The following is a 25466-nucleotide window of genomic DNA, read 5'->3' as shown; positions in this document are numbered from 1 at the left end:
TATAGCGGTGGGTATAGCGGTGGGTATAGCGGTGGGTATAGCGGTGGGTATAGCGTCGATCCAGCTATTGCATCGTTTGCCTTAACGACGAATCGCGCCGCTCTCGTCGGCCCGTTTCAAGGCGCGACCATCCCGTGTACCCTGCCCACTCCGCTGGATAAACCCGAACAGCTGGCCGAATGGGCGGCAGGTCCGCGTATGGCAGTTTGCGAGCTTGAGCTGCTCGCAGGTCTGCATTTCAATGTCAATCAAAACAAGACGTCAATGACGCTCGGTTTTGTGGACCTGGACAGAAAGCCCCTGAAAGATCTGGCACTTGCACGCTTGGTACGCCCATCCGAGAAAATTTTCAAGCAACAGCTCCACCTTGTAAATAATTATTCCGAGCTCCGCGAGGACCGTGGCGCCGAGATCCTGGCACAGGTCAACGGAGGCGGGGCATTCTTTTCCTCCATCATTGGCTTGACTGCGCATCGACACAAATACACCCTCGAGCTTCTCGACTTGGCCATGTCGCTGGCAACTCATGTCGAAATGCGATTCAAACACGCCTTTGCATGCCAGCGCCCTGTTGAACTGTCGCCGCAGATCCAGCCGATGATTCCGACGCCTGGCCATGCAAGCTGGCCTAGCGGACATGCGACAGAGGCCTACCTCACCTGCGCGTTGCTCCAGTCTTTGCTGCCCCACGGCACGAAATACCGGGAACAACTGGAACGGCTAGCCGCCCGCATCGCAGTCAACCGCACGGTGGCTGGCCTGCACTATCCTGTTGACAGCGCTGTCGGGCGCCTTCTGGGTACGGCGCTGAGCGACTTCATGGTTGCCCGTTGTTCGGGCGGCAAGCTGCACGAGCGCGGATTCGATGGCCGCAAGTTTCATGGACAGAAAGACACCGTGATCGATTTCGATCCACGGATTTCGATGGCCGACAACCAAAGTGGCTACTACGAGTTGTCCTCGGGTTCGGCTAGTGTTGCCATTTCACCGCTGCTCCACTTTATGTGGACAAAGGCTGCTGCCGAATGGAAACCGATCAAGTAGGCCAGACATGTATTGGACCCCACTACCAAAAGGCAGCTTCACAGGGATCGACTGGGCCCAAGCGGGAGCAACCTCCGGCTTTGATCCCTATCTGATCTGGGCAGAGGCAGACAACTTCGCTGGCTATGGTTTCAAGAAGCCGCCCAAGTGGTTGCCGCTGCTGATTGAGCTTGCACCTGGTATCAGTGTTGCACAGCTAAAAGCGGCAGCGTCACCCGGCTGGCTTTATGTACCACCGGTGTACACCTCCAGCGCAGCGCCCACGGGCCTGCGTTATTGCACGGCGCGGGTCAAGCCGGCTTTCTTCAAACACATCCGCACCGGCGGCAGTTTGCACCCTCTGGTGAAACGGTTTGAACTTGGCTTGCCCGCAGGCCACCATGCTGACGATCCAAGTGCGCCAGGTGCTTCGAGCTCTACGGCGCCCCATGCCCTGCTCCAAGGCAAGGTTATCGGACTGATTGATGGAGGGCTCGCCTTCGCCAATGCCAACTTTTTGCGCGACGGCAAGGCGCGTACCCGCTATTTCTGGCGCCAGGACGAGGAAGGCTCAGGGACAGTTCCGGCCAATCTTGGCTATGGCCACGAGCTGACAGCGGCAGATATCAACTTGGCCATCCAGAAACACACTTACGGCGGACTGGTGGACGAAACTGCCGTGTACGAGCAATTCAAGATGGGGATGGAGCTGAACAAGCGCCTGAACCACGGCACCCATGTGCTGGACATTGCCTGTGGCCCACGCACGGTTTTGGACCAAATCGCTGGTGTGCCGCCTTCTCCCAATGCACCGCCCAGCTGGAAGCTGGCCGATGATGATGCAAGCCGGTGCGACATTGTGGCCGTACAGCTCGATTGGGACACGGTAGTAGACACCTCGGGTGGCTCGATGAACGTGCACATCATGGACGGCCTGATGTACATTCTTTCGCGATGTGCGCCCGTCGCCAAAGTGGCCGTCAACCTGAGCTGGGGCACGCTTGCCGGGCCGCACGACGGCAGCTCAGTGCTTGAAGCGGCTATGGATCAGCTCATTGCCCTGAGAAGCGGGCGCCTGCAAGTCATCCTGCCCGTCAGCAACAATTACCAGAGCCGCACTCACGCCAACGCAACGCTATCAAAAGGCGAGCAAGTGACGCTCCATTGGCGGGGACAACCGGGTGATTTGACACAAAACTTTCTGGAGCTCTGGCTTCCACCTGGTGCGCATGGCATTGAAGTACAACTTACTCCACCAGGTCAAACCAGCCTGCCTCCACTTGCATGGGGCAAGTCAGGGACATGGAACGCCAGCAACGGCAAGCCCCTGTGCGCGCTGATTTATCCCCAGTCTGTGGCGACTGGCGTCAATGGAACATGCGCCTTGATGGCAGTTTCCTCCACGTTCTCCTTTGACAAGTCAACTTCTACTGCACCCAGTGGGGTCTGGGAAGTCAAGATCACCAACACCCAGCCAGGAAAAGTTACGGTGGATGCGTATGTGGAGCGTGATGACCAGATCGTTGGAGTCCAAACAGGCGCGCGTCAGTCCCATTTTGAAGACCAGTGGTATGACACCAGCGGCAATCCTGGCTCGTTTGTCGATCACCCGGCCAATCCTTCCCCCATTCGCCGCAGTGGCAACTTCAACAGCATTGCGACTGGCGCCAAAACAATATCGGTGGGCGGGGTTCGTGTAGCGGGTCCGATGTGGGCGAACTACTCGCCACGCAAACCTGACCCGGACGCCGGCCGTCCGGAGCGTCGAGGCATTGTGAAAATGCCAGCAACTCACGCGTACAGCGACGAGAATCCTGTGCTACTCGGACTCAAAGCAGCTGGCACCCGAAGCGGTGGCGTAGCGCGATTAGTTGGCACCAGTGATGCGTCACCCCAGGAAGCCAGGCGGATTCTGAACGGCATGTAGGCTTGGCGGGAGATGCAGCGAAACCGGGCCGGCGTGAATCACGGGCCTGTGAAGGATTCGCCAGCGGACGGACACTTTGGGCAAGGCCGCAACTGTTGGCGACAACGCAACACTTTGCACCGCGGCGTCGCTCTCTGGCGGCCTAAAGCTCCTGCGCCCCGCTCGCCCTCTTTTCACGCAAAGGAGTTGGCCCTACACTCAGCGTGGATTTACAGCACGTTGCAATTTTTACGCTGAACCAGCAATTTCATCAACCGTAACCGCAGGAGAGATTTATGGGCTATTTCATGAAAGAACACGACATTTATATCGGCAGCATGCTGGACGAACTGAATCTCCGATTTGCACCACCACAAGGCAAAGACACGCACCATGGCGGAATCGAAGAAATGGTGGCGCTGCAAAAGGAATTCAAGATTTTCAAGAGGGGGCGCTCGTTCAAGACTAGCGTGACCGCGCTCAACCTCGGTGCACGCAACAACGAAGTCAAGAACCGTTGGTACGACCTTATAGGCGCGCTCAGCAAGCACGACTCCAATCGCCCCAAACAAAACGGAGACGTGGCTATCGTCACGGCCATCATTAAAAACCTGGCATCCAAAGCCCCCCTTCCTGTGTATTTCACTTCGCATGCCATGCAGGGTGGAAAAGAAAATGCACAAGTGAAAATCACGGAGAAGGCGCGCCCTGTTCACTACCTGGAGCAGGACTACCTCACCATCTCCTTGCCCATGCAATCTGTGCAAGCGGCAGACGCCGCACGGCAAGCCAGAGCTGCAGCAAAAAACAGCAAACCCAGCGCAAAGAAGTAAAGAAAAGCGCGGGGGTTCCCGGAGCTCCGGAAGTGCGGGTTTCCCCATGACTGCCCCCTTGCCGGAAAACTCTGTTGCCGAGCTGCTTGCTGAAGTTGAGCAGTACTACACCAAAAAAGTCGATACCCATGGAGCCACGCCGCTTGGGGTCGACTGGTCATGCGTACCAACACAGCAGATGCGCTTCGTGCAATTGCTTAAGGTTTGCAATTTCGACTCACCGATCGCGCTGAACGACATAGGATGCGGCTATGGCGCGTTGCTTGCTTTTTTAGCGCAGCGCCATCGGGGCAAAACAATAGACTATTTGGGTGTGGACTTGTCGCCGGCCATGCTCACCCATGCCCGGCGACTATGGCAAAAGCGGCGCAATACGGAATTCGTGATCGGGAGCAGCAGCCATCGGACAGCTGACTACTCAATTGCCAGCGGCATCTTCAACGTCAAATTAAGTCAACCCGACGCCCTATGGATCCGGTTTATTGAAGAGACACTGACCAGCATGCATCTCACCAGCCGCCTTGGATTTTCTGTCAATTTTCTCGCGCCGCTGGCTGAAGGAGTGCTTGTCCAGCCAGAGCTCTATAGGGCACCCCCAGCCTTGTGGGTCACCTATTGTGAGAAAAATTTTGACTCTACTGTTGAGGTACTGGGAAGTTATGGGATGCGTGAATACACCTTGCTGGTACGGACCCCATAACCCGGCACAGCTCCATCCCGTCAATGAGCGATCAGTCGATTCCGCTCACTCAGCAAGAACTGTTCATATATTTTGGCGCCAGTCAGCTTGATGAGCTGCTCTGCCTGAGCAAAAAGGGCTAACGCTTTTTCCCGCGAATCGACGTCGGATTTTTGCCCCAGCACACCGCCCCAGACAATCAGCGCGCGGCACTCGGCTAACCGATTGTTTCGCGGTTTGGATATGCCGATGTTTTCCTGCGCAGCCTCAAGAGCCATGTCTAAGTTGCCCATTTTGTGATGGCACTCAGCCAAGCTTGCCCGTATTTCAGCTTCAAATTCAACGGCTACTTTCGAGTTCGCAATAAATTCAAGGGCTTCGGAAAAGCTGTTCCGGGCAGCCTCCAAATTTCCGATGCTGATCTCGGCCAGCCCGGAACACCAATGGGCAAAGACCTTTGAATAGGGGCTTGCATACTGCTGCCCGAGGTTCACCACAATCGCAACATGCTCCCTGGCGAGGTCGGCGTTTTGGGTAATCGCAGCAAGCTCCACATGGAGGTGATGCGTGATCTGTCGAATGACAGGATCATCCAGCCGCTCACCCGCCGACAACATTTCATGGAGACACGCCTGGGCTTCGTCCAGCCGGTTCATTCGTATCAGCAACCGAGCGCGAATGCCAAGCGCCCATTGCTCGATACTGAAATCGATGAACTCCCTATCGAAGTTGTCGATGCTCGCTACGCCGAGCAGAGCGGCATCATTTGCCGCCAGTCCCTGTTCTAGCAACCCGGCCCATGCATAGGCTTGACTCAAAGCCACATTCAGCATTGCTACACGTCCGACATCTTTACCCGGCGGCGTCAGTGACAGCGCCTTGAGCACGGACGCGACATAGTCATCTGCCGCTCCTCCTCCGGATTGCAGGAGGCGGCCCTGGGCAAATAGAAGCAATTGCTCAAGGCGATTGTCCATATCCCTCGCCAGCCCCAAGGCCTCACTGCAAATTTGCTGAACTTCCTGGGGTTTGAGCCCCTCCCTCCAGCCAAGGTAGACAATACGCCCCCCCGCCAGGGCTCGCAGGCTATTGACCTGCTGCGAACGCTCCTGACCTTCCAGCAACGTCCAGACCTTGCGCCAATGCTTGATGGCCTGCGCTGAATTGGTTGAGCCTGCCCACTTGGCCGCCCGCGCCTCATGTTGCGCTGCATTAACAGGCTGCCCCGCGGCTTCATAGTGGTAAGCGACCAGCGCAGCAAATTCGCCCGGCTGCGCACTGTAGTGCGCCTCCATGGCAACGGCTACCGCGGCGTGCAGGTTGGCTCTCCGTGCCTTGAGCTGGGTGCTATAGGCCACCTCCTGAATGAGTGGATGACGAAATGCGAAACGGCGTCCCCCGGCTATTTCGCGCAGCAAGCGCAGCAACTCGGCTTCGCACAAACCTTCCAGCCCGCTTTCCATCTGGCTTACTAGGTAAACAGCAACCTCCCGCAACACGGCGAGGGGAATTTCCTTTCCAATCACAGCACAGACATGCAGCAGCGTCTTTTGAGTACCCACCAACCGGTCGATGCGCTCGCCTATGACAGCATGTACGGTGGCGGGCAGGGTCTGTACAAGGGCCAGATGATCAGCTTGTCTGTCCTCCGCCTTCGCTAATGAGTCGCTTTTTTCGATCAACGAGTGAGCCAGTTCCTCGGCAAAAAACGGGTTCCCGGCAGAACGGTCCACAATAAGTGGAAGAAAATTCTGCAGCTCAGGATGTTGTCTGAGCCGTTCGCCTACCAGGGCCTCGGTATCAGCAGTGCTCAAATCGCCCAGCCGCATGGTCCTGAAGTGCGGCAACGCTGCCCACGGCGCTTGGTAAGCGGGCCGATAGTTGAGCAACAGCAGTGTGCGGGTGCCGGCTACTGCATGAACCAGAACCGAAAGGAATTCGTCGCTCGCTTCGTCAAGCCAGTGCAGGTCTTCGAAAAGGATGACGGAGGTTCTTTCGCCAGCCTGTTTCACCAGTTCACCCAGCAGCCCCAACAACCTCGCGCGCCGGGCTTTCGGATTGAGCGCACATGGCTGGCCGCCGGCATCTGCTACGCCTAAAAACTCATGGAGCAAGGTCAGGTCATCTGTCGAACACCGCTCCAGCTTTCCAAGCCGCAGATCGATGCGTTGCCTGGCCGCGGAGGCATCGTCCACGGGGGTGATATCGAAGAAACAGGTGCGCAACAGCATGAGCACCGGTTGCAAGGGCGTGGCATGCCCATAGAGCTGGGTGCGAACTTCTGCCACGGGAACAAGCCGGTCGCGACACCACTCGGCAAACTCATAGCAGAGTCGGCTTTTTCCGGTGCCCGGTGCCCCGGACACCCCAAAAACGGTGCCTTCGCCTTTATCAGCGCAGCCAAGTGCATCCTGCAAAGTGCGCAGTTCCCGTTCACGGCCACGAAGAAGCGACATGGCACTCTCATGAAACTGATGGCCCTGCACGTCATTCTTCAGGCCCAGCAGCACGTGCAGTTCGACGGGTTCAGCAATACCTTTTAGCGAATGCTTGCCCAAGGGCCGCACATCGCAGGCTGAGCGAACGAGAGCCAGGCAATCGGCTGTCATACAAATTCCGCCAGGTTCTGCCATGGCGACGACACGGCTGGCGAGGTGAATGGCACGACCATGAACACCTCCGCCCTTGGTGGCATCGACCGCGTCAGCGTCCAGGGCTACCTGGCCGGAATGCAAGCCAACACGGATGCGCATGCGTTGCTCAGGGCCTTCGAACGCTGCCTGCATGGAGAGAGCAGCCTCACAGGCTAGGTCCGCATGCCCTTCCAGAGCGCGAGGCACACCAAACAACGCCATGACGCCATCGCCCAAAGTGCGCACCACGGTGCCCCCAAAACGCTCCACAGCGTCGCACATGCTCTGCACCGCAGGACGCAATTGCTCCATGGCTTGCTCGGCATCCAAGGTGGCCACATGCTCAGTAGAGCTGACAACGTCCGAGAACAGAATGGTCGCGTGCTTGAGCGCTCCCCACTGGATGTCTGGCACTGGAGCGATGGCTGAAACAGCAGACTCCTGCAAGCCGGACCCAAACGCGGCACCGCAATTGCCACAAAAGCGGTTTCCGTCAGGATTAACAGCCAAGCACGAGACGCAACGCAACGACATCTTTAGGGGAGTTCTCAGCAACAGGACAGGGGCCGGTACGAATCGTTACACGACACCCCCAACAAAGCAAGGCATAACTGCCTAGACTCAAAGCAACACTTTCACCGCTTGCCAGCCGGCCACGACGGCTTTGCATTCTTTTGACTTAGCACCAAACCGCTGCGAGGCCACATTAGTGGTGGCTCGCGCTGCATCCTGGAAACTGGCCTTGGGCTTGAGTTTAGCGAAGGCTTCGTACCAGATGGGCCCTGCCTTTTCCCAGGAGTAGCCGCCTATTTTCCGGGCCGCCAGGTAAAAGGCGTGATTGGGAATGCCGGAGCCGTCATGCACATCAGCGCCATCGACATACTGCTCCATGTTCTTGAACTGCTCGTCTTCGTACCACGTCAACTGTCGGTTGCCCGGATCCTTCAGCGAGCGGATGGCCCGGCCGTGCTGGGGCGCAAGCATGTTCTCACCGAGCAGCCAGTTGGCCTGCGTGACGTCCTGCCCGGCGTGCCACTGTTTGACCATGCTGCCGAAGACATCCGAAAAAGACTCATTGAGCGCGCCGCTTTGCCCCTGGAGCGCATGCGTCTGCTCCCGGAATTCACGGTCTTTCGGCGCGACCCGAACAACGCCCAGACCGCCCGCGATCAGGTGCTGCGTGACGCCGTGTGTGAGCTCATGGGCGATGATGTCCAGTGCAGCCGTAAATCCACTCACGTTCTGGTCGCCGTCCCCGTAAACCATCCGGTCGCCGGTCCACATCGCATTGCCGAAGTTCTTGCCGAAATGCACCGCCGATTCGACCCGCATGCTGCGGTTGTCGATCGAACGCCGGCCAAAAACCTTCAGGTAAAAATCAAGCGTGATGCCGGCATTGTCATAGGCCTGGTTGGCGGCGTGATCCTTGACCGGCTTGTCGCCCTCGTCCCGCACGGGCTTGCCGGGAAGCACGGTGTCCGTGCCTGCGTCGAAAACACTGCGCCGGTAGGACGGTGTGGAATGTTGCGACTGTTGCGGCAACGCTGCCGGCGCGTGGGGAACCCATGCACTGCGCTGCGTACGAAGGCGCGCGGCGCTTTCCATGTGGCCATGGATGACATTGCGATCGGCCTCCCCGGCTTTGTCGGCGAGCTTACTGAGCAATTTGGAAGGAACTGCAAAACAGGCGCAGCGATAGGCGGGACCCTCGGCCGTGACCTCCTGAGCACCAAAGCGGTCTACCGCCAATTTCGCCATGGGGAGCAACTCGTCGCCCTGCGGGAAATAGGCCACCCGAACCGGCCTACCAGCGACTGGGCAGTTTCTTGATCAACGTGATGCGCCGGATGCCCAGTTCGATGTAGCCCCCTTTTTCGAGGTCTTTGAGCAGCCGGCTGACCATCTCGCGCGAGGCCCCGACGCGATTGGCAATGTCCTGGTGGGTGATGGACTCCAGCGTCGCGCTCCCGCCCGGTGCCTCCCCCGTGTCTTCCCGGCGCTCTTCCAGCAAGGCAACAAGCCGCCCGTACACATCGAGCAGCGCCATGTTTCGCGCCGTCTCTGTCGCGGAGCGGGCCCGGCGTATCACCTGAACCACGAGATTGATGGCAAATTCAGGCTCTTCCACCAGGTGCTCGCTGACATCGGCCCGGCTCAGCACCGCGCAAGTGCAGGGCTCCAGCGTCATCACCGAGGCAGAACGGGGCCCCCCGTCGAGCGACATCTCACCGAAATAGTCGCCCGCATGGACCGTTCCGTAAGTGATTTCGCGCCCGCTTTCGTCCATGGCAAAGACCTTGACACTGCCCTTGAGCAGGACAAACAGGCTGTCGCCGGACTCACCTTCATTGATCAACACCGCATTTTTTCGGTAGGTCCGCAGCACGCCCCGGCGAGCCAGGGAGCGCAACTCGGGAACCAGCGGCGTGTAAAGGTCTTCGTTGGAAGGTATGGACGTGCTCATGATGAGCCGTAATCTAGCACGCGGCGGGCCCCCGGTGTGGGCCACGTGGGGGTGACAGCCCTTTTCAGTGAATTTGGGCCAGATGCAAAGGTGCCACCGGTGGCAAAACGGCGACACGGTTCACCAGTTCGCGTACGCCGCTGGAGCCGGTTTTTGCGCATAGGCTGCGCACATGGCTGCGTACAGTGGAAACAGCAACTTTCAGCTGGACGGCAATTTCCGGCGTGCTCAAACCGCGGCACAAGATGGCCAATACCTGCTCTTCCGTCTGGGTCAACCCATAACTGCGCGCAAAAAAGCCGAACATGCCGGATTCGCAGACCTCAGCACGCGCAAAAATCAGGGCAATGCGGGCATCCCAGGCATCGGCATCGGGCTTGAGTGGCACGACGGCCAGCGTCAGGGTCAGGCCTGCACCAGACAAATTGATCAGGCTGCGTTTGCCGCCCACCGCTTTGCCCAACGCGTTTTGGAGCATTTTGCAGTCCGCTGGCGTCGTGGCCTGGACCTCGCCGCCCACCCTGCTGAGCACCCGATGGCGGTTCAGTTCCGTGCGGGCTGCACGATTGGCATGGATGATTTGCCCCCCCTCTCCCACCACAATAACGCCGTGGCCCAGCACGTCCACCAGCAACGAGAGCACGTCCGGACCTGCGTGCGGGCGGGTTGCGTCATGGTTCAGGGCAGCATCCAGAAATCCGGCGGTCAACAGGGTATTCATCTTCAGGGCTTGGCTGTTACAGGTTGTTAAGCGTATGAAGCCTGCCCGCTTCTGGATAGTGAATATGAGGCTCCGTTTTTGTGATCAAAGTCACAACAAAGGTGGTTGCCAGGTGAAATTCAGGCGAAATATGACGGGTTCGGACGCCGTTCCGATCCGTCTCTTGGGGCGCATCCACCGTCAGCAAGTGTGCGCAAACTTTCGGTTGAAGGCCATCAAAACTGGAGATGTTGGACAAACATCCCGTCGCCCGAGGGGGAAGCTTGTGCCTCAGACCCAGTTGTCAAGAATGGCGCTGGTTTTGGCCCAGTAGGTTTGCAGCTTTTCAAGCTGCTGCAGGGCGTCGGCTGGGATCTCACCGGTTTTTGCCACCAGTTCCAGCTCACTGCACACCGCCTGCATCGCGACGGCACCGACGTTGCCGGTAGCGCCTATCAGCGCATGGGTTGCCCACGCCAAGGCGGCAGCGTCGCCGGCCCGGATGCTCTCTTCGATGGCGCTCAGTCGCTGGGAGGCATCGGCGACGAACAGGCCGATCACCTCGCGCGTCATGGTCAGCGCATCGTCGTCGAATTCCTTGAACTGAGCCAGCCGCTCCAGGTCCATCAGCACAGGTTCCACTGCCGGCAGCAGGCCGCCTTCTGGCGTCGGCACCACTGCAGGCGGCCCGGCAGCAATTCCCTGGCCCCGCACCGGGGGCGCCGTTGCAAAGCCACCAGAGCCTCCCGCCGCAGCCCTCATCCTGGGCAACCAGCGCTCCAGCGCCTGGGCCAGCGCGGAAACATGCAGCGGTTTGGTCAGGTAGTCGTCCATGCCCGCCGCAGTGCACCGGGCGTGGTCTTCGGGGGAAGCGGCCGCGGTCAGGGCGATGATGGGTGGCGCATTCCTGCCCATCATGGCCTGAATTTGCTGGGTGGCCTGGAAGCCGTTCATACGCGGCATGTTGATGTCCATCAGCACCGCACCAAAGCGCGAGCCTGCGCCGTGGGCGCGTGCCACGGCCTGCACCGCCTCCCGCCCATCCAGCGCGGTGGCCGTGTGGTAGCCGAGCCTGGCCAGCATGGCGCAGGCCACCTTGAGGTTGACGGCGTTGTCGTCCACCACCAGCAAGGTCAGGTTTTTCGCAGCAGACTCGCCTTCGAAGGTGGATGACTCCGATGATGGCTTGTGTCCGCCCGGCAACGACAGGCAGCGTGCCAGCGCGTCGAACAATTGCCGCTGTCGGGCGGGCTTGAGCAGCCGCGCCTCGAACAGCTGGGAGGCTTCATGGCCGGGCGGCATGAAACCTGACGTCAGCAGCACCAGCGGTATGCCGGCAAGCGGTGCCGTGGCCTTGATGACGCGGGAAAGTGCCACACCATCCATTTCCGGCATGTGCATGTCGGTGATGATGATGTCCGGGAGCGCCCCCACGGTCTGCGCCTGCGCCAACGCCTGCAAGGCCTGGGCGCCCGACTCGGCGGTAGCCACCTGCATGCCCCATAACTGAAGCTGTCGTGTCAGGACCCGGACATTGGTCACGTGGTCATCCACCACCAGCGTGCGCTTCCCATGCAGGGCGGCAGCATCGACAGCCGCCGCGGCGGGCGGCAGTTCGGCCGGCGGCGCCTGGATCGTGAACCAGAAGGTGGAGCCCTTGCCCGGCACGCTGTCCACACCGATGTCGCCGTCCATGAGTTCGACGAGCCGCTTGCAGATAGCCAGCCCCAGGCCGGTGCCGCCGTACTTGCGCGTGGTGGAGGCGTCTACCTGGGTGAATGCCTGGAACAGCGACCCCACGCGGTCGGGCGGAATGCCTATGCCGGAATCGGACACGCGGAATTCAACGCGCACCCGGGTCGGGTCACCAGGGTTGGGCAGGGAACGCGCACTCACGGTCACTTCACCTTTTTCAGTGAACTTGACGGCGTTGTTGATCAGGTTGATCAACACCTGGCGGATCCGCGTCACATCTCCGGAGACCGCTGCCGGCAGGAGGGCAGGCGAACCGCTGCCTGCGGCTTCCGGCACGTCCACGATGAGCTCCAGGTTTTTCTCCCGGGCGCGGGGAGCGGCAATGTCGCAGGCTTCCTCAATCGCGCTGCGCAGGCTCAGGGCCTCAGACTCCAGGTCCAGCTTGCCCGATTCGATTTTCGAGAAATCCAGAATGTCGTTGATGACGGCCAGCAACTGGTCGCTCGACAGGCGAATGGTCTGCAGGTAGTCGTTCTGCTCATCGTCGAGCGCTGTCTCGGCGAGCAGGGTACTCATGCCCACCACGCCGTTCAGGGGGGTTCGGATCTCGTGGCTCATGGTCGCCAGAAATGCGGCTTTGGCCCGCGCTGCCTGCAAGGCCTCTTCGCGCGAAGCGAGCAGTTCGCCCGTGCGCTGCGCCACCCGCTCTTCCAGCCGCTCGTTGGCCTCTTCAATCGCCCGGGCTTTGGCCTGGACCTCGGCCCGGTAATGCCTCAGTTGCTCGGCGCTGGAATGCATGACGCGCGAAAGCTCCATGACCTCCCGTAGATGTGTGCCGCTGTCAATGCGCGGCACTTCACCCCGCCCCAGCTTCTGCGCAGCCACGCTCAGGCGCTTGAGCCGACGCCCGATGCGGTTGGCAACATAAAACGCCACCGCCGCCCCAAACAACACCAGCACGCCAACGAGAGCCAGGGACACCTTCCAGGCGCGGGTGATCTCAGCGGTGAAGTCGCTCTCGGGTGCTGCCACGACCAGGGTCCAGCGCAAGCCCGCTGATTCGCCGAAGGGGCGCTGCACCATCAGCAGGGTGCCGTCCTGCAGCGGCAAGCGCTGCAAGGCCGTGTTGACGGCTACCGAATCCTCGCGCTTGCGGGCCTGCTCGCGCTGCAGCGCTGCAAAACTTTCGCGAATCACCGGGTTCGCGCTGTTCTGGGGACTTCGTCGCACAGACTGCCCCGGCGCGTCGTCGAACAAGGGGTCCCCGGCCGACCCGGCGACCAGCCACCCCTGCTCGTCCACCACGAAAGCCGCACCACGCGCACTGATGCGCTGCGTTTGCAGCAGGTCGGCCAGCCGCTGCAGATAGAGGTCCACACCAAACACCCCCGCTGCGCCTCCGTCTACGTCGTACACCGGTTGGGACAGAGTCACAAACAGCTGTGGTTTGCCGGGTACCTCCTGAATCGGGGAGAAAACCCGGCCCTTGGCTACCAGTGCCCCCTGGTACCAGCCCCGGGTGCGGGGCTCGAAGGGAGCCTGCGCAAGCGGCAGGGGCCGGCTACGGTCGCCGGGACGGCGCACCGCGAACGCCTGAAGACCTGTGTCAGCAGCGCCGCGAAGCTGCACGTTCGTACCGCTACTTGTACTCTCCACCGAGAAATACTCGCCCCGGTTGTTGCCGTAATACAGATGGGGCACATCCGGTGACTGCCTGCCCAGTGCAAACGCCATGGGTTCAAAGGCAGCACTCTGTCGCAGCCAGTCACGGGCCTGCTCGGTCTGGCTGGGACTCAGGCGCTCGGGAACCAGGCCGTTCAGTATGGTGTGCGCCTGCCCCAAATGGGCTTCCGTGCCTGATTGCACCCGGGCCGCCACGTTGAACAGGATCCCCCCGGCCAGCTCCTGCACGGCCTGATCACTGCTGCGCGCCATGAGCCAGGCCACCAGCCCCGCCGGCACGAGCGCGAACACCAGCAAACTTGCCACCAGGACCCGGCTCAGGGAAAACGTTTTCCTTGGCATGGCACTGAGGTTTGCCGACTCACCCACTGGTCAGGCGAGCGCCAGGCCCAGCAACTCGGCGGCATCGATGGCGGCCGTGCGGCCGGGCAGGGACACCAGCGCACGCCCGCCGGTGTTCACCGCGCCAGTGACGCCGCGCAACATGGCCACACTGGCGGCAATCTGCCAGCCGGCCTTGCAGGCCTGCTTCTGCAGAAGCAGGGTTGCGCTCACCGCATCACCCACCGGCAGTATCTGGACACTGCCGTGCAGGGGATCCTCGAGCCTGGCCAACGCCACGGGTCCGCTGTTCAAGGCAACGCTGACGTCGAAACGCGGCAGCCCCTGTCCGGGGAAATGGGAATTGAGAAACTGCTGCACGCGTTTGGCCGCATCGACCAGGCCCAAGGCGGCACGGGCCGCCCGCAATCCATGGTTGACCGAGGTTGTGTCCGTGCTGTCGACAAAAACGACCAGCAGGCCCTCACCCACAAACTGCATGTGGCGCGCGCCAAAAAGGTGCACGGTGTCGCCGGCGTTGTTGTAGAACTGGCGCACCACATCGCTCAGCTCCGTGCTGGTGAGCTTTTCAGCCAACCCTGCATAGTTGAGCACATCGACGAACAGGACGGTTGCATTCGAAAACCTCTCGTCCTGGCTCGATGCATCCGCCGCAGGCCACTTGTCGCTCAGTTCGGAGGCCAGCTTTTTTTCATACAGGCGAGCCAGGTGCTGCTTCTGGTCTTCCAGGGCCGCCTGCACCGCTGCTTCCACCGCCATGACCTGCACCGCCGCTTGCATGTGACGCTTGTTCAGCTGGGCCGCCGCCGCCTCGCGCAACTCGCCGGGACGGAAAGGTTTGGTGATGTAGTCGTCAGCGCCGCTGGTCATGCCGATGCGCATATGGGCACGCTCCTGCAGCGAGGTCAGCAGAACCACAGGCGTGGCCAGGATGGCCGGATCGGCACGCAGCGCCTGCAGCATGGCAAATCCATCCATCACCGGCATCTGCACATCACTGATGACCAGGTCCGGCTTGTTCTGGCGCACCAGCTCCAGCCCGGACAGGCCGTTGTCGGCCGACAGCACATCGTGACCGTCTTTTCTGAGCACCGATGCGACCAGCGTCCGCGTGGCGGCGTCGTCTTCCATAACCACTATCAGAGGCATTTTTATCCCAAGCATCAGCCAAAGCGCGACCTGCCTCTAGCTTACACAATTTGTTACCGAGTAAGAAATTTTAGCTATGACGCCTGCGTACTTTTCCGCGACTCGCCATCGATCAGCGCAAGGCTCGCGTCCATCACTTGCGGCAAAAAAGCAAGTTGCACGTGAGCGGCACCGTGCACCAACCGGTTGTCGGCACCGGGAAGCGTCGCAGTGGAGCTGGGAAACACGATATTGTCGCAGTTGGAATACCAGCAGGTGAACAGTGCATGGCGGTGGGACGGCATGTCCAGGTCCAGCGCCTGGTGCCATTGTCCGGACAGTTGCATCTGGCGGCCGTTGGTGACAAAACTGAAACGGGCCAGCCAGGTTCCCCGATGCGGCGTCCCGATGGTCACCACATGGCAGACCCGCGCCTCGGCCTTCATGATTCTGAGCCAGGCACGGGCGGCCAGCCCCCCCATGCTGTGGCACACGAGCAGCGGCGGCAGGCCGGTCGCCGCGGTCACGCGCTGGACCGCCTCGTCGATCAACGACGCGTAGTCGTCAATGGAGGCAAAGGGCGGCTCCAGGTTGAGGGCGACAAACGCATGTCCGGTGCCTTCAAGCCGCTTCAGCCAGGGCGTCCAGAAGCCGCGGTTGCAGAAAAAACCATGGATGAACACGATCCCGCGCCGGCCTTTTTCGACGGCCTGCCCCGACAACTGATCGGGAACAACCCGGGAGCGAAAAGGCTGGCGCCAGCAAAAAATCCGGGGTGCGGCGAGAGTCTCCCCCAGCCAGGCCCCTGCGAGTTCTTTCCAGGTCGGACGTGGCACAGGGTCCCTTCGGTTGATGAATCGCAGCGCCACGAACTCCAGCGCCAGAAACCCCGAGTAGCCCAGCAGCAGGACTGCGAAGCCGCCCATGGCGAGCAGCGCCGAGCTCTTCCAGAAAAATACCAGCCAACCCGCTGCGGCGAGCAGCAGCGACACGGTGATCAGTTGCTGAAGGCGTGCCAGCATGGCGGGAGCCTGCGCCGGTGGCGGCTCAGGCCAGGACCACGTCGCGCCCCGTGAGCCTTTTGGCCAGTCCCTGCGCCAGCCGGTTCACGGTGCCGTAAATGGACAACTGGGGGTTAGCGCCGATGCTGGTGGGGAAAATCGAACCATCGTGAACCGACAGGTTGTCAAGCTGCCAGTGCACGCCATCGGGTCGCGTCACGCCCCGCTTTTCATCGCCGCCCAGACCGCAGCCGCCCATCACGTGTGCACTCACGACCTTGGTGAGCAGGGGCTTCATGGGCAGGGCATTGACCGCATCGCGCGCCTGGGCCCAGCTGGTGTAGGGCTGCGCCATTTCATGCAAAGGCAGCACCTGGCGGGCGCCCGCGGCGAACTGGATTTCCATCATCGACAACAAGGCGCGGCGGGCACCATCCATCACATAGTCGGTCAGGGGGTAGTCCAGCACCGCAGAGCCGTCTCCGCGCAATTTGACTTTACCGCCACGTGATTGGTCGTGGAAACCGTCACGCATCAAGGCCAGCAGGGTGTGGTTGTGCGGAAAGCTCTCCAGCAGTGCCTGTTGGCTCTGCCCAAAACCCGGCACCGTCGACGCAAAAATAATGGGATGCAGCGGCGGCGCCTCCAGCTTGTACCCGATGGGCCCGTCAATCGCCTGTGTGTCGAGGAAATGATCGGTGTAAATGGTCTGCGGGGCGCCGCTCCAGGCTTCGACCTTCTGCTCGAACACCCCCGAGCTCATCACCACCGGATGCAGGAAAGTCCGCGCTCCCAGCAACCCATGGGGATCGGGTGCGTTCGACCGCAACAGCACCGCCGGTGAATTGATCGCGCCGCCCGCCAGCACATAATGTTTTGCTACTATTTTTGTAGCTGCCTGCGCAGGAGCAGCCTGGACTGGAGCACCATTTGGCATCACAGGACGGCAATACAGCGCCGTGACCTTGCCGTTGGCCAGCTCGAACCTTTCCACGCGCATTTCGGTGAGCAATTGCGCACCCAGGTCCAGCGCAGCGGGGATGGTGGTCACCAGCATGGATTGCTTCGCATTGGTCGGGCAACCCAGGCCACAGGAGCCCAGATTCCAGCAGCCTTTGACGTTGCGGGAAATCGGCGCAGCATGGATACCCAACTTGGCCGCACCCCGCCGCAACAAGTCATTGTTCTCGTTGGGGGCCGTGAGCCAGGGCAGAATGTTCAGGCGCTGCTCGGCCTGGGCGAAATAGGGGGCAAGCGCCTCGACGCTGTAGCCCGCCAGGCCAAACCTGTCCTGCCAGAATTGCAGGGTTGGTGACGGCGTCCTGAAGGAACTGGTCCAGTTAACGGTGGTGGAACCGCCTACACAGCGGCCTTGCAGGATGTTGATCGCCTTGTCTTCGGTCTTTCGCGCCGCACTTTCCTGGTAAAGCTGCGGATAGGCGTCCGACTCCTTCTGGCGAAAATCGCTGCTGCTTTTAAGCGGCCCCTCTTCAATCAGTACCACCTGCAAGCCCGCCTTGGCCAGCAACTCGGCGGTGATGCCGGCCCCTGCGCCACTGCCGACGATGGCAACATCGCAGACAATTTTCTCCGTTGCGGGACCGAGGGCACCGCCCCGAACTTTCCAGCCGCGCTTCAAACCCTCGCGGATCGGGTCTTGGACTTGAGTCATGCAGTATTCATTACTTTCAGATCCGTACCGGACCGGGATAGCCAAGTTGCGGCCAGGTGGACACATCTGAAAAATAGGCCGCGGCGGTAATGTCATGCAATGCGGCATAAGCCTGCCGGCGAAGCACGATACCCGACAGCCGCATTTCCTGGAGTGATTGCTGGATGCGGACCTCTGTTGCCAAAGGCCATTCATCACCCAGACCCGTCAGTGCGCGACGCCCCGCTGCACTTGCCAGCAGCGACAGCAGTTGTGAAAGCTCGGCCTGCGCATGGGGTGGCAAAGCGAGCGTCAGTTCGTCCACGCGATTGAGCAAGCCGTTCAGGGCGTCGTTCCGTGAGGCCTTTTCGCGCGGCAGGCTTTGGTCCAGCACGGCACGACCGACGGCCCTGAAGACCTCGCGACCCGCTGGGCTGAGCCTGCCTTCGTGCAGCCCCGGCGACAGCAGGGCCGCTGCGCCGCCAGCAAGGACAAGCACCGCTGTGGACACAACACCGAGCTTGAGTAAGGTCCTTCTTTGCATCGGTGGAGTTTCGCATGCACGCCTGTGATTTCAATAGGGCGCTGCACCTAGATAAACTCGGTGTTTATATGGACCCTGCTGCCCCCCGAATTCGCGAAGCCATGCAGGCAGTTTCGCTGCTGCGGCAACACCGCCTGGCCGATCCCGCGCTTGACGCGGCCTGTCTGGAGGTCAAGCGCTTCCAGGCGCAGCGTTTCACGGCAACCTACGCCGACCTCCTCCATAGCCACCGCTATCAGCGAGCGGCTCAGTTTTTTCTGAATGAGTTGTATGGCGACAAGGACTATGCCCAGCGGGATCACCAGTTTTCCCGGATTGCAAACACCATCGACCGCCTTTTCCCCAAGGCGGTGGTCGAAACAGCGGCAGCCCTCGCCGAAGTGCATGCCCTGACCGAGGAGCTGGATGACCGCATGGCACAGCAATGGCGGCTCCATCGCGCCGGCAGCCAGGCCGCCCGCTACATCCGGTGCTGGCGAGCAGTCGGCGACATCGCGGCGCGGCGGCAGCAGTTGCAGGTGGTGCTGCACCTGGGGCAGGAACTTGATCACCTCACTCATATGCGGGGCCTGCGCAGCCTGCTGAAGATGATGCGGACGCCGGCGGCAGCCGCCGGACTGAGCGCACTGCAGAATTTTCTTGAATCCGGTTTTGATGCTTTTTCCCAGATGAAAGGTGCCACTGAGTTTTTGAATGTTGTGGAAGCTCGGGAATCCGCGCTGATCGACTCCCTCTTCAGCGATGATGCTGTCGCGTGCGAGACCTTTTTGCTTCAACTTCTTGCACACACGGCGCCGCATTAGGACAAGCCCCATACGCGTGCGAGCCCCACTGCTTCCACAATGATGCACAAGGAGTTTTCAATGGACAAGTTCTGGCTCAAGAGTTATCCCGAGGGCGTGCCGCACGACATCGATCCCGACCAGTTCCGCTCGCTGAACCAGCTGCTGGAGGACTCCTTCAGGAAAAACGCCGCGCGGCCTTTTTCGGTTTGCATGGACCGCTGGATGTCCTACGGGGAGCTGGATGACCTGTCATCAGCGCTGGGCGCATGGTTGCAGCATCTCGGACTTGAGCCCGGTGCAAGGGTGGCCATCATGCTGCCGAATATTCCCCAGTTTGCCGTCACGATGGCGGGAATCCTGCGCGCCGGCTACACCTGCGTGAACGTCAATCCCCTCTACACTGCGCGCGAGCTTGAACACCAGCTCAAAGATTCCGGCGCCACCAGCATCGTGATCCTGGAGAATTTCGCGGTGACTCTCGAGGAGGTCATTGACAGGACACCCGTCAAACACGTCGTGATCGCGTCCATGGGGGATTTGCTGGGCCCATGGTATGGCCGCTGGATCACCTTCGCCGTCCGGCACCTTGCAAAAATGGTGCCGGCTTACAAACTTCCGCTTGGCAATGGCCGCACCGTGACGCCCTTCAAACGCGTCATCGCCGACGGCACAGCAATGGTCCTCAAACCTGCCCAGAGCAATCTGGATTCAGTCGCCTTTTTGCAGTACACGGGCGGAACCACAGGTTTGTCGAAAGGAGCCGTCCTGACGCACCGCAATATCGTCGCCGCCATCCTGCAGGCAGAAGCCTGGTTCACCCCGGCTCTGCGCCGGCTTGGGGATGTCAGCAAGACCAACGGCATTGCTGCATTGCCGCTGTACCATATCTTCGCGTTGACCCTGTGCTTGCTCGCGATTCGCTGGGGATCCCATCTGACGCTGATCCCGAATCCCCGCGATTTCGGGAAGTTCATTGAGGTGCTGAAGAAGCGCCCATTTCACATGCTGCCGGCCGTCAACACCCTCTTCAATGCACTTTTACAGCATCCACAAATCAAGACCGTTGATTTCTCCCACCTCTGCGTGTCCCAGGCGGGCGGCATGGCTGCGTCCGAGGGAACGGCCAAACACTGGCTGCAAGTCACGGGTTGCCCCATGATCGAGGGCTGGGGCATGAGCGAGACTTGCGCGATCGGCACCAACAACCCCGTCCTCAATGCAGAGTTCAGCGGGACCATCGGTCTGCCGTTGCCGAGCATAGAAATCGCAATCAAGGATGACGAAGGGCGTTCGCTCCCGGTGGGGGAGTCCGGCGAGATCTGCATCAAGGGTCCGCAGGTGATGACCGGTTACTACCGGCAACCCGCCGAGAACGAGAAGGCGTTCACCGCTGACGGGTTCATGCGCACCGGTGATATCGGCATTATGGATGCGCTGGGTTACACGAAAATTATCGACCGCAAGAAGGACATGATCATTGTTTCAGGCTTCAACGTCTTCCCCAATGAGCTCGAAAATGTCGTCTCGCTGTGCCCGGGTGTCGTTGAATGCGCTGCCATTGGCATCTCGGATGACAAACAAGGTGAGGCCATCAAGATTTTCATTGTCAGAAGCGACCCAACGCTCACGGAAGAACAGATTGCAGAGTATTGCAAGCAGAATCTGACGGGATACAAACGTCCCAAGTACATCGAGTTTCGCGACGACTTGCCCAAGACCAATGTTGGAAAGATTCTTCGACGTGAACTGCGGGCAACGGCCTGATGCTTCGTTTTATGTCGTTTCAGGCCTGAAATGAAATTGCCCGAGGGCGTTCAGGTCTTTGAACGGGGCTGGCTGTCTTCCAACAACATTCTGTTTGTGGGTAGGGAGTCCTGCGCCCTTGTGGACAGCGGTTACAGCACGCATTCAGAGCAGACCGTCGAGCTGGTGAAATCAGCACTAGGCACACGTCCACTGGATTTCTTGCTGAACACCCACTTGCACAGCGATCACTGTGGCGGCAATGCTGCGCTCCAGCATGTGTATCCCGAACTTCAGACCCTCATTCCGCCCGGTCAGGCGGCGCTGGTCTCGACATGGGACGCCGAGGCCCTGACCTATCTGCCCACCGGGCAACTCTGCCCGCGCTTCAAGTACGACGGCCATCTCCTGCCGGGCGCAGAAATCAGGTTGTCCGACATGATGTGGGAAGTTCACGGCGCACCAGGACACGACCCTCATTCAGTCGTGCTGCTCGAGCCCGCCTCACGCACATTGATCTCCGCCGATGCCTTGTGGGAAAAGGGATTCGGAGTGGTTTTCCCGGAACTGGAGGGTGAAGATGCATTCAGTGATGTCGAAGCAACGCTCGATCTCATTGAGCGCCTGCATCCGCGCTGGATTATCCCTGGCCACGGACCAGTTTTCGGGTATCGGGCGGACGTCCTTGCACGCTCGCGCGAACGGCTCGACGCTTTCGTCAGAAGCCCGGCCAGGCACGCGCACCATGCCGCGAAGGTTTTACTCAAGTTCAAGCTCCTAGAGCGGCAGCAGCTCACATACGCTGATTTTTTGAGCTGGGTTGCTGCCACCCGTTATTTCGAGCTTATTCGCGAGAGGTTTTTTATCACCATCCCCATGGTGGAATGGATCGACCAACTCACCGATGAGCTGGTGCGTTCTGCAGTTGCCCGTAAAGAGGGGGCGATGGTCTTCAATGCCTGACGCCGATGGAATATAAGGCAGGGGAGAAGAGCCCATCGAAGCATGACCGACCGTTTCATACGCGCATAAAAAAACTCCGCATCTTCCGATGCGGAGTTTTTAATTTGTGGAGCAAGGCTTTTTCAGCCGCACTAAAGAAAACGCCCAGTCGACGTTGGGTCAACTGGGCGCATCTTGCTGTAAGAGCCTGACGATGTCCTACTTTCACACGGGAATCCGCACTATCATCGGCGCTAAGTCGTTTCACTGTCCTGTTCGGGATGGGAAGGAGTGGTACCAACTTGCTATGGTCATCAGGCATAACTTTTTGATCGATTGTTCAAGGAACAATCCATCGAATTCATAGAGCAAATCAGCTTTTATTTAATGTCTTGCACTCTTGCGGGTGCGGTATTTTGAATGCGTCACTTTGGCATAACAACCTTGAATTTAATCAAAGTTATAGGGTCAAGTCGCACGAGCAATTAGTATCAGTTAGCTTAACGCATTACTGCGCTTCCACACCTGACCTATCAACGTCCTGGTCTTGAACGACTCTTTAGGGGGCTCAAGGCCCCGGCAGATCTAATCTTGAAACGAGTTTCCCGCTTAGATGCTTTCAGCGGTTATCTCTTCCGAACTTAGCTACCCGGCAATGCCACTGGCGTGACAACCGGTACACCAGAGGTTCGTCCACTCCGGTCCTCTCGTACTAGGAGCAGGCTTCCTCAAATCTGCAGCGCCCACGGAAGATAGGGACCAAACTGTCTCACGACGTTTTAAACCCAGCTCACGTACCTCTTTAAATGGCGAACAGCCATACCCTTGGGACCGGCTACAGCCCCAGGATGAGATGAGCCGACATCGAGGTGCCAAACACCGCCGTCGATATGAACTCTTGGGCGGTATCAGCCTGTTATCCCCGGAGTACCTTTTATCCGTTGAGCGATGGCCCTTCCATACAGAACCACCGGATCACTATGTCCTGCTTTCGCATCTGCTCGACTTGTCAGTCTCGCAGTTAAGCACGCTTATGCCATTGCACTATTATCACGATGTCCGACCGTAACTAGCGTACCTTCGAACTCCTCCGTTACACTTTGGGAGGAGACCGCCCCAGTCAAACTGCCTACCATGCACTGTCCCCGATCCAGATAATGGACCTAGGTTAGAACCTCAAACACACCAGGGTGGTATTTCAACGTTGGCTCCACCCGATCTAGCGACCGGGCTTCAAAGCCTCCCACCTATCCTACACAGATCTGTTCAAAGTCCAATACAAAGCTACAGTAAAGGTTCATGGGGTCTTTCCGTCTTTCCGCGGGGAGATTGCATCATCACAAACATTTCAACTTCGCTGAGTCTCAGGAGGAGACAGTGTGGCCATCGTTACGCCATTCGTGCAGGTCGGAACTTACCCGACAAGGAATTTCGCTACCTTAGGACCGTTATAGTTACGGCCGCCGTTTACTGGGACTTCAATCAAGAGCTTGCACCCCATCATTTAATCTTCCAGCACCGGGCAGGCGTCACACCCTATACGTCGACTTTCGTCTTAGCAGAGTGCTGTGTTTTTAATAAACAGTCGCAGCCACCGATTTTTTGCAACCTCATTGGGCTCCCCAAGTAAATGGTTCACCTACTAAAGGCACACCTTCTTCCGAAGTTACGGTGTCAATTTGCCGAGTTCCTTCTCCTGAGTTCTCTCAAGCGCCTTAGAATACTCATCTCGCGCACCAGTGTCGGTTTGCGGTACGGTCGTGTGTAGCTGAAGCTTAGTGGCTTTTCCTGGAAGCAGGGTATCACTCACTTCGTCTGCAAGCAGACTCGTTATCACCCCTCATCTAAGCCCGGCGGATTTACCTACCAGGCACGACTACAGGCTTGAACCAACATATCCAACAGTTGGCTGAGCTAACCTTCTCCGTCCCCACATCGCACTACACATCGGTACAGGAATATTGACCTGTTTCCCATCAGCTACGCATCTCTGCCTCGCCTTAGGGGCCGACTCACTCTACGCCGATGAACGTTGCGTAGAAAACCTTGCGCTTACGGCGAGGGGGCTTTTCACCCCCTTTAACGCTACTCATGTCAGCATTCGCACTTCTGATACCTCCAGCAGGGTTTACACCACCACCTTCACAGGCTTACAGAACGCTCTCCTACCACTTGCAATAAATTGCAAATCCGCAGCTTCGGTAACTGGCTTAGCCCCGTTACATCTTCCGCGCAGGACGACTCGATCAGTGAGCTATTACGCTTTCTTTAAATGATGGCTGCTTCTAAGCCAACATCCTGACTGTTATAGCCTTCCCACTTCGTTTCCCACTTAGCCAATTTTAGGGACCTTAGCTGGCGGTCTGGGTTGTTTCCCTCTTGAGTCCGGACGTTAGCACCCGGTGCTCTGTCTCCCAAGCTGTACTCGTCGGTATTCGGAGTTTGCATTGGTTTGGTAAGTCGCCATGACCCCCTAGCCAAAACAGTGCTCTACCCCCGACGGTAATACTTGAGGCACTACCTAAATAGTTTTCGGAGAGAACCAGCTATTTCCAAGTTTGTTTAGCCTTTCACCCCTATCCACAGCTCATCCCCTAGTTTTGCAACACTAGTGGGTTCGGACCTCCAGTGCATGTTACTGCACCTTCATCCTGGCCATGGATAGATCACTTGGTTTCGGGTCTACACCCAGCGACTGAATCGCCCTATTCGGACTCGGTTTCCCTACGCCTTCCCTATTCGGTTAAGCTTGCCACTGAATGTAAGTCGCTGACCCATTATACAAAAGGTACGCAGTCACCCCTTGCGAGGCTCCTACTTTTTGTAAGCACACGGTTTCAGGATCTATTTCACTCCCCTCCCGGGGTTCTTTTCGCCTTTCCCTCACGGTACTAGTTCACTATCGGTCAATGATGAGTATTTAGCCTTGGAGGATGGTCCCCCCATATTCAGACAGGATTTCTCGTGTCCCGCCCTACTTTTCGTTAGCTTAGTATCACAAGTTTCTTTTTGCATACGGGACTATCACCCACTATGGTCAGCCTTTCCAGACTGCTTTGCTAAGAATCTTGCTATCACTAACAGGCTTCTCCGATTTCGCTCGCCACTACTTTCGGAATCTCGGTTGATGTCTTTTCCTCGAGCTACTGAGATGTTTCAGTTCACCCGGTTCGCCTCGCATAGCTATGTATTCACTATGCGATACCCCTAAGGGTGGGTTTCCCCATTCAGAAATCTCCGGATCAAAGCTAATTTGCCAGCTCCCCGAAGCTTATCGCAGGCTATCACGTCTTTCGTCGCCTATCATTGCCAAGGCATCCACCATGTGCTCTTATTCACTTGACCCTATAACTTTGATTTCTCAAAGAGATATTCAAGGAATGTGTCTGGTCTTTCACCAAACGCGTTATGCCGTAATCTTCAAACGTGAAGTCTGAAGTTCATTTTGACGCAATCAAAATTCTATTAAATGTCGCTAGCGGCACGGTCTGCACTAAACCTTTACGAATGTGCAGTTTCCGCTAGCAACGCTGATTTAACTCTATGAATTTTTAAAGAACAGCCAATAATTGAAATGAATCAATTAACACAAAGCATCCTCAAAGAAGATGCTTTGCATTAACCAAATACGCGCTAGATAAGTTGTTGGTGGAGGATGACGGGATCGAACCGACGACCCCCTGCTTGCAAAGCAGGTGCTCTCCCAGCTGAGCT

Annotated in this window: 16 protein-coding genes and 2 rRNA genes; 7 read left to right on the top strand and 11 right to left on the bottom strand. The window is 58.7% G+C overall.

Features of this window, described 5'->3' with window-relative positions; all coding sequences use genetic code 11:
* From PSV26_RS18185 to PSV26_RS18170, 4 genes are all read left to right on the top strand, one after another.
* Positions 1-1044, top strand: a 1044-nt coding sequence (locus PSV26_RS18185; RefSeq protein ID WP_300572772.1) for a phosphatase PAP2 family protein, incomplete at its 5' end; no start/stop codon positions are given.
* 7 nt (positions 1045-1051) lie between these two features.
* The gene (locus PSV26_RS18180) at positions 1052-2950 is read left to right on the top strand and encodes a hypothetical protein (RefSeq protein WP_300572769.1); all 1899 of its coding nucleotides are present in this window, start codon (positions 1052-1054) and stop codon (positions 2948-2950) included.
* 275 nt (positions 2951-3225) lie between these two features.
* Positions 3226-3762 (top strand): hypothetical protein, encoded by a 537-nt coding sequence (locus PSV26_RS18175; protein WP_300572766.1) that lies wholly within the window; start codon positions 3226-3228, stop codon positions 3760-3762.
* Between the two features lie 46 nt (positions 3763-3808).
* Positions 3809-4462, top strand: coding sequence for a class I SAM-dependent methyltransferase (locus PSV26_RS18170; protein ID WP_300572763.1), 654 nt, complete (start codon positions 3809-3811; stop codon positions 4460-4462).
* Positions 4463-4482: 20 nt separating this feature from the next.
* On the opposite strand, the gene PSV26_RS18165 is transcribed toward PSV26_RS18170, so the two are convergent.
* From PSV26_RS18165 to PSV26_RS18125, 9 genes are all read right to left on the bottom strand, one after another.
* Positions 4483-7584 (bottom strand): adenylate/guanylate cyclase domain-containing protein, encoded by a 3102-nt coding sequence (locus tag PSV26_RS18165; protein ID WP_300572760.1) that lies wholly within the window; start codon positions 7582-7584, stop codon positions 4483-4485.
* 111 nt (positions 7585-7695) lie between these two features.
* On the bottom strand, positions 7696-8832 hold the full coding sequence (locus PSV26_RS18160) for a M4 family metallopeptidase (protein ID WP_300572757.1): 1137 nt from the start codon (positions 8830-8832) through the stop codon (positions 7696-7698).
* A 46-nt stretch (positions 8833-8878) separates the two neighbouring features.
* Positions 8879-9538, bottom strand: a complete 660-nt coding sequence (locus PSV26_RS18155) for a Crp/Fnr family transcriptional regulator (protein ID WP_300512424.1) — start codon at positions 9536-9538, stop codon at positions 8879-8881.
* A gap of 64 nt (positions 9539-9602) precedes the next feature.
* Positions 9603-10259 (bottom strand): helix-turn-helix transcriptional regulator, encoded by a 657-nt coding sequence (locus PSV26_RS18150; protein WP_300512425.1) that lies wholly within the window; start codon positions 10257-10259, stop codon positions 9603-9605.
* Between the two features lie 270 nt (positions 10260-10529).
* Positions 10530-13958 carry a response regulator gene (locus PSV26_RS18145; RefSeq protein ID WP_300572754.1) on the bottom strand — a complete coding sequence of 1143 codons (3429 nt, stop codon included), beginning with the start codon at positions 13956-13958 and terminating at the stop codon, positions 10530-10532.
* A gap of 30 nt (positions 13959-13988) precedes the next feature.
* Positions 13989-15089: a response regulator gene (locus PSV26_RS18140; RefSeq protein ID WP_300572752.1), complete on the bottom strand. Its 1101-nt coding sequence runs from the start codon at positions 15087-15089 to the stop codon at positions 13989-13991.
* Between the two features lie 92 nt (positions 15090-15181).
* Entirely contained in the window at positions 15182-16108 is a 927-nt protein-coding gene (locus PSV26_RS18135; protein ID WP_300572749.1) for an alpha/beta fold hydrolase, read from the bottom strand.
* A 25-nt stretch (positions 16109-16133) separates the two neighbouring features.
* Positions 16134-17759: a GMC family oxidoreductase gene (locus tag PSV26_RS18130; protein ID WP_300572746.1), complete on the bottom strand. Its 1626-nt coding sequence runs from the start codon at positions 17757-17759 to the stop codon at positions 16134-16136.
* Between the two features lie 16 nt (positions 17760-17775).
* Positions 17776-18282, bottom strand: coding sequence for a hypothetical protein (locus PSV26_RS18125; protein ID WP_300572743.1), 507 nt, complete (start codon positions 18280-18282; stop codon positions 17776-17778).
* A gap of 14 nt (positions 18283-18296) precedes the next feature.
* On the opposite strand from PSV26_RS18125, the gene PSV26_RS18120 reads away from it, so the two are divergent.
* From PSV26_RS18120 to PSV26_RS18110, 3 genes are read left to right on the top strand one after another with little or no spacing between them, the layout of a single operon-like run.
* Positions 18297-19085 (top strand): hypothetical protein, encoded by a 789-nt coding sequence (locus tag PSV26_RS18120; protein ID WP_366946016.1) that lies wholly within the window; start codon positions 18297-18299, stop codon positions 19083-19085.
* Between the two features lie 60 nt (positions 19086-19145).
* On the top strand, positions 19146-20831 hold the full coding sequence (locus tag PSV26_RS18115; RefSeq protein WP_300572740.1) for an AMP-binding protein: 1686 nt from the start codon (positions 19146-19148) through the stop codon (positions 20829-20831).
* A 30-nt stretch (positions 20832-20861) separates the two neighbouring features.
* Entirely contained in the window at positions 20862-21773 is a 912-nt protein-coding gene (locus PSV26_RS18110; RefSeq protein WP_300572737.1) for an MBL fold metallo-hydrolase, read from the top strand.
* A gap of 185 nt (positions 21774-21958) precedes the next feature.
* Here PSV26_RS18110 and rrf read toward each other — a convergent pair.
* Together rrf and PSV26_RS18100 are read right to left on the bottom strand one after the other, a co-directional pair.
* A 5S ribosomal RNA gene (gene rrf / locus PSV26_RS18105) occupies positions 21959-22071 on the bottom strand.
* A 145-nt stretch (positions 22072-22216) separates the two neighbouring features.
* Positions 22217-25097, bottom strand: a 23S ribosomal RNA gene (locus tag PSV26_RS18100).
* Positions 25098-25466 lie beyond the last annotated feature (369 nt).

Origin of the sequence: Polaromonas sp. (genome assembly GCF_029945685.1) — a bacterium.
GTDB lineage: Bacteria > Pseudomonadota > Gammaproteobacteria > Burkholderiales > Burkholderiaceae_C > Polaromonas.
Note: the sequence above shows the minus strand (reverse complement) of the source record. Positions and strands in the feature narration are given on the sequence as shown.

Excerpts from the sequence above, each read along its gene's own strand:
- PSV26_RS18150 (WP_300512425.1), bottom strand. The coding sequence starts at position 10,259 with ATGAATACCCTGTTGACCGCCGGATTTCTGGATGCTGCCCTGAACCAT.
- PSV26_RS18170 (WP_300572763.1), top strand. The coding sequence starts at position 3,809 with ATGACTGCCCCCTTGCCGGAAAACTCTGTTGCCGAGCTGCTTGCTGAA.
- PSV26_RS18145 (WP_300572754.1), bottom strand. The coding sequence starts at position 13,958 with ATGCCAAGGAAAACGTTTTCCCTGAGCCGGGTCCTGGTGGCAAGTTTG.
- PSV26_RS18155 (WP_300512424.1), bottom strand. The coding sequence starts at position 9,538 with ATGAGCACGTCCATACCTTCCAACGAAGACCTTTACACGCCGCTGGTT.
- PSV26_RS18110 (WP_300572737.1), top strand. The coding sequence starts at position 20,862 with ATGAAATTGCCCGAGGGCGTTCAGGTCTTTGAACGGGGCTGGCTGTCT.
- PSV26_RS18125 (WP_300572743.1), bottom strand. The coding sequence starts at position 18,282 with ATGCAAAGAAGGACCTTACTCAAGCTCGGTGTTGTGTCCACAGCGGTG.
- PSV26_RS18140 (WP_300572752.1), bottom strand. The coding sequence starts at position 15,089 with ATGGAAGACGACGCCGCCACGCGGACGCTGGTCGCATCGGTGCTCAGA.
- PSV26_RS18130 (WP_300572746.1), bottom strand. The coding sequence starts at position 17,759 with ATGACTCAAGTCCAAGACCCGATCCGCGAGGGTTTGAAGCGCGGCTGG.
- PSV26_RS18115 (WP_300572740.1), top strand. The coding sequence starts at position 19,146 with ATGGACAAGTTCTGGCTCAAGAGTTATCCCGAGGGCGTGCCGCACGAC.
- PSV26_RS18180 (WP_300572769.1), top strand. The coding sequence starts at position 1,052 with ATGTATTGGACCCCACTACCAAAAGGCAGCTTCACAGGGATCGACTGG.
- PSV26_RS18135 (WP_300572749.1), bottom strand. The coding sequence starts at position 16,108 with ATGCTGGCACGCCTTCAGCAACTGATCACCGTGTCGCTGCTGCTCGCC.
- PSV26_RS18160 (WP_300572757.1), bottom strand. The coding sequence starts at position 8,832 with ATGGCGAAATTGGCGGTAGACCGCTTTGGTGCTCAGGAGGTCACGGCC.
- PSV26_RS18120 (WP_366946016.1), top strand. The coding sequence starts at position 18,297 with ATGCACGCCTGTGATTTCAATAGGGCGCTGCACCTAGATAAACTCGGT.
- PSV26_RS18175 (WP_300572766.1), top strand. The coding sequence starts at position 3,226 with ATGGGCTATTTCATGAAAGAACACGACATTTATATCGGCAGCATGCTG.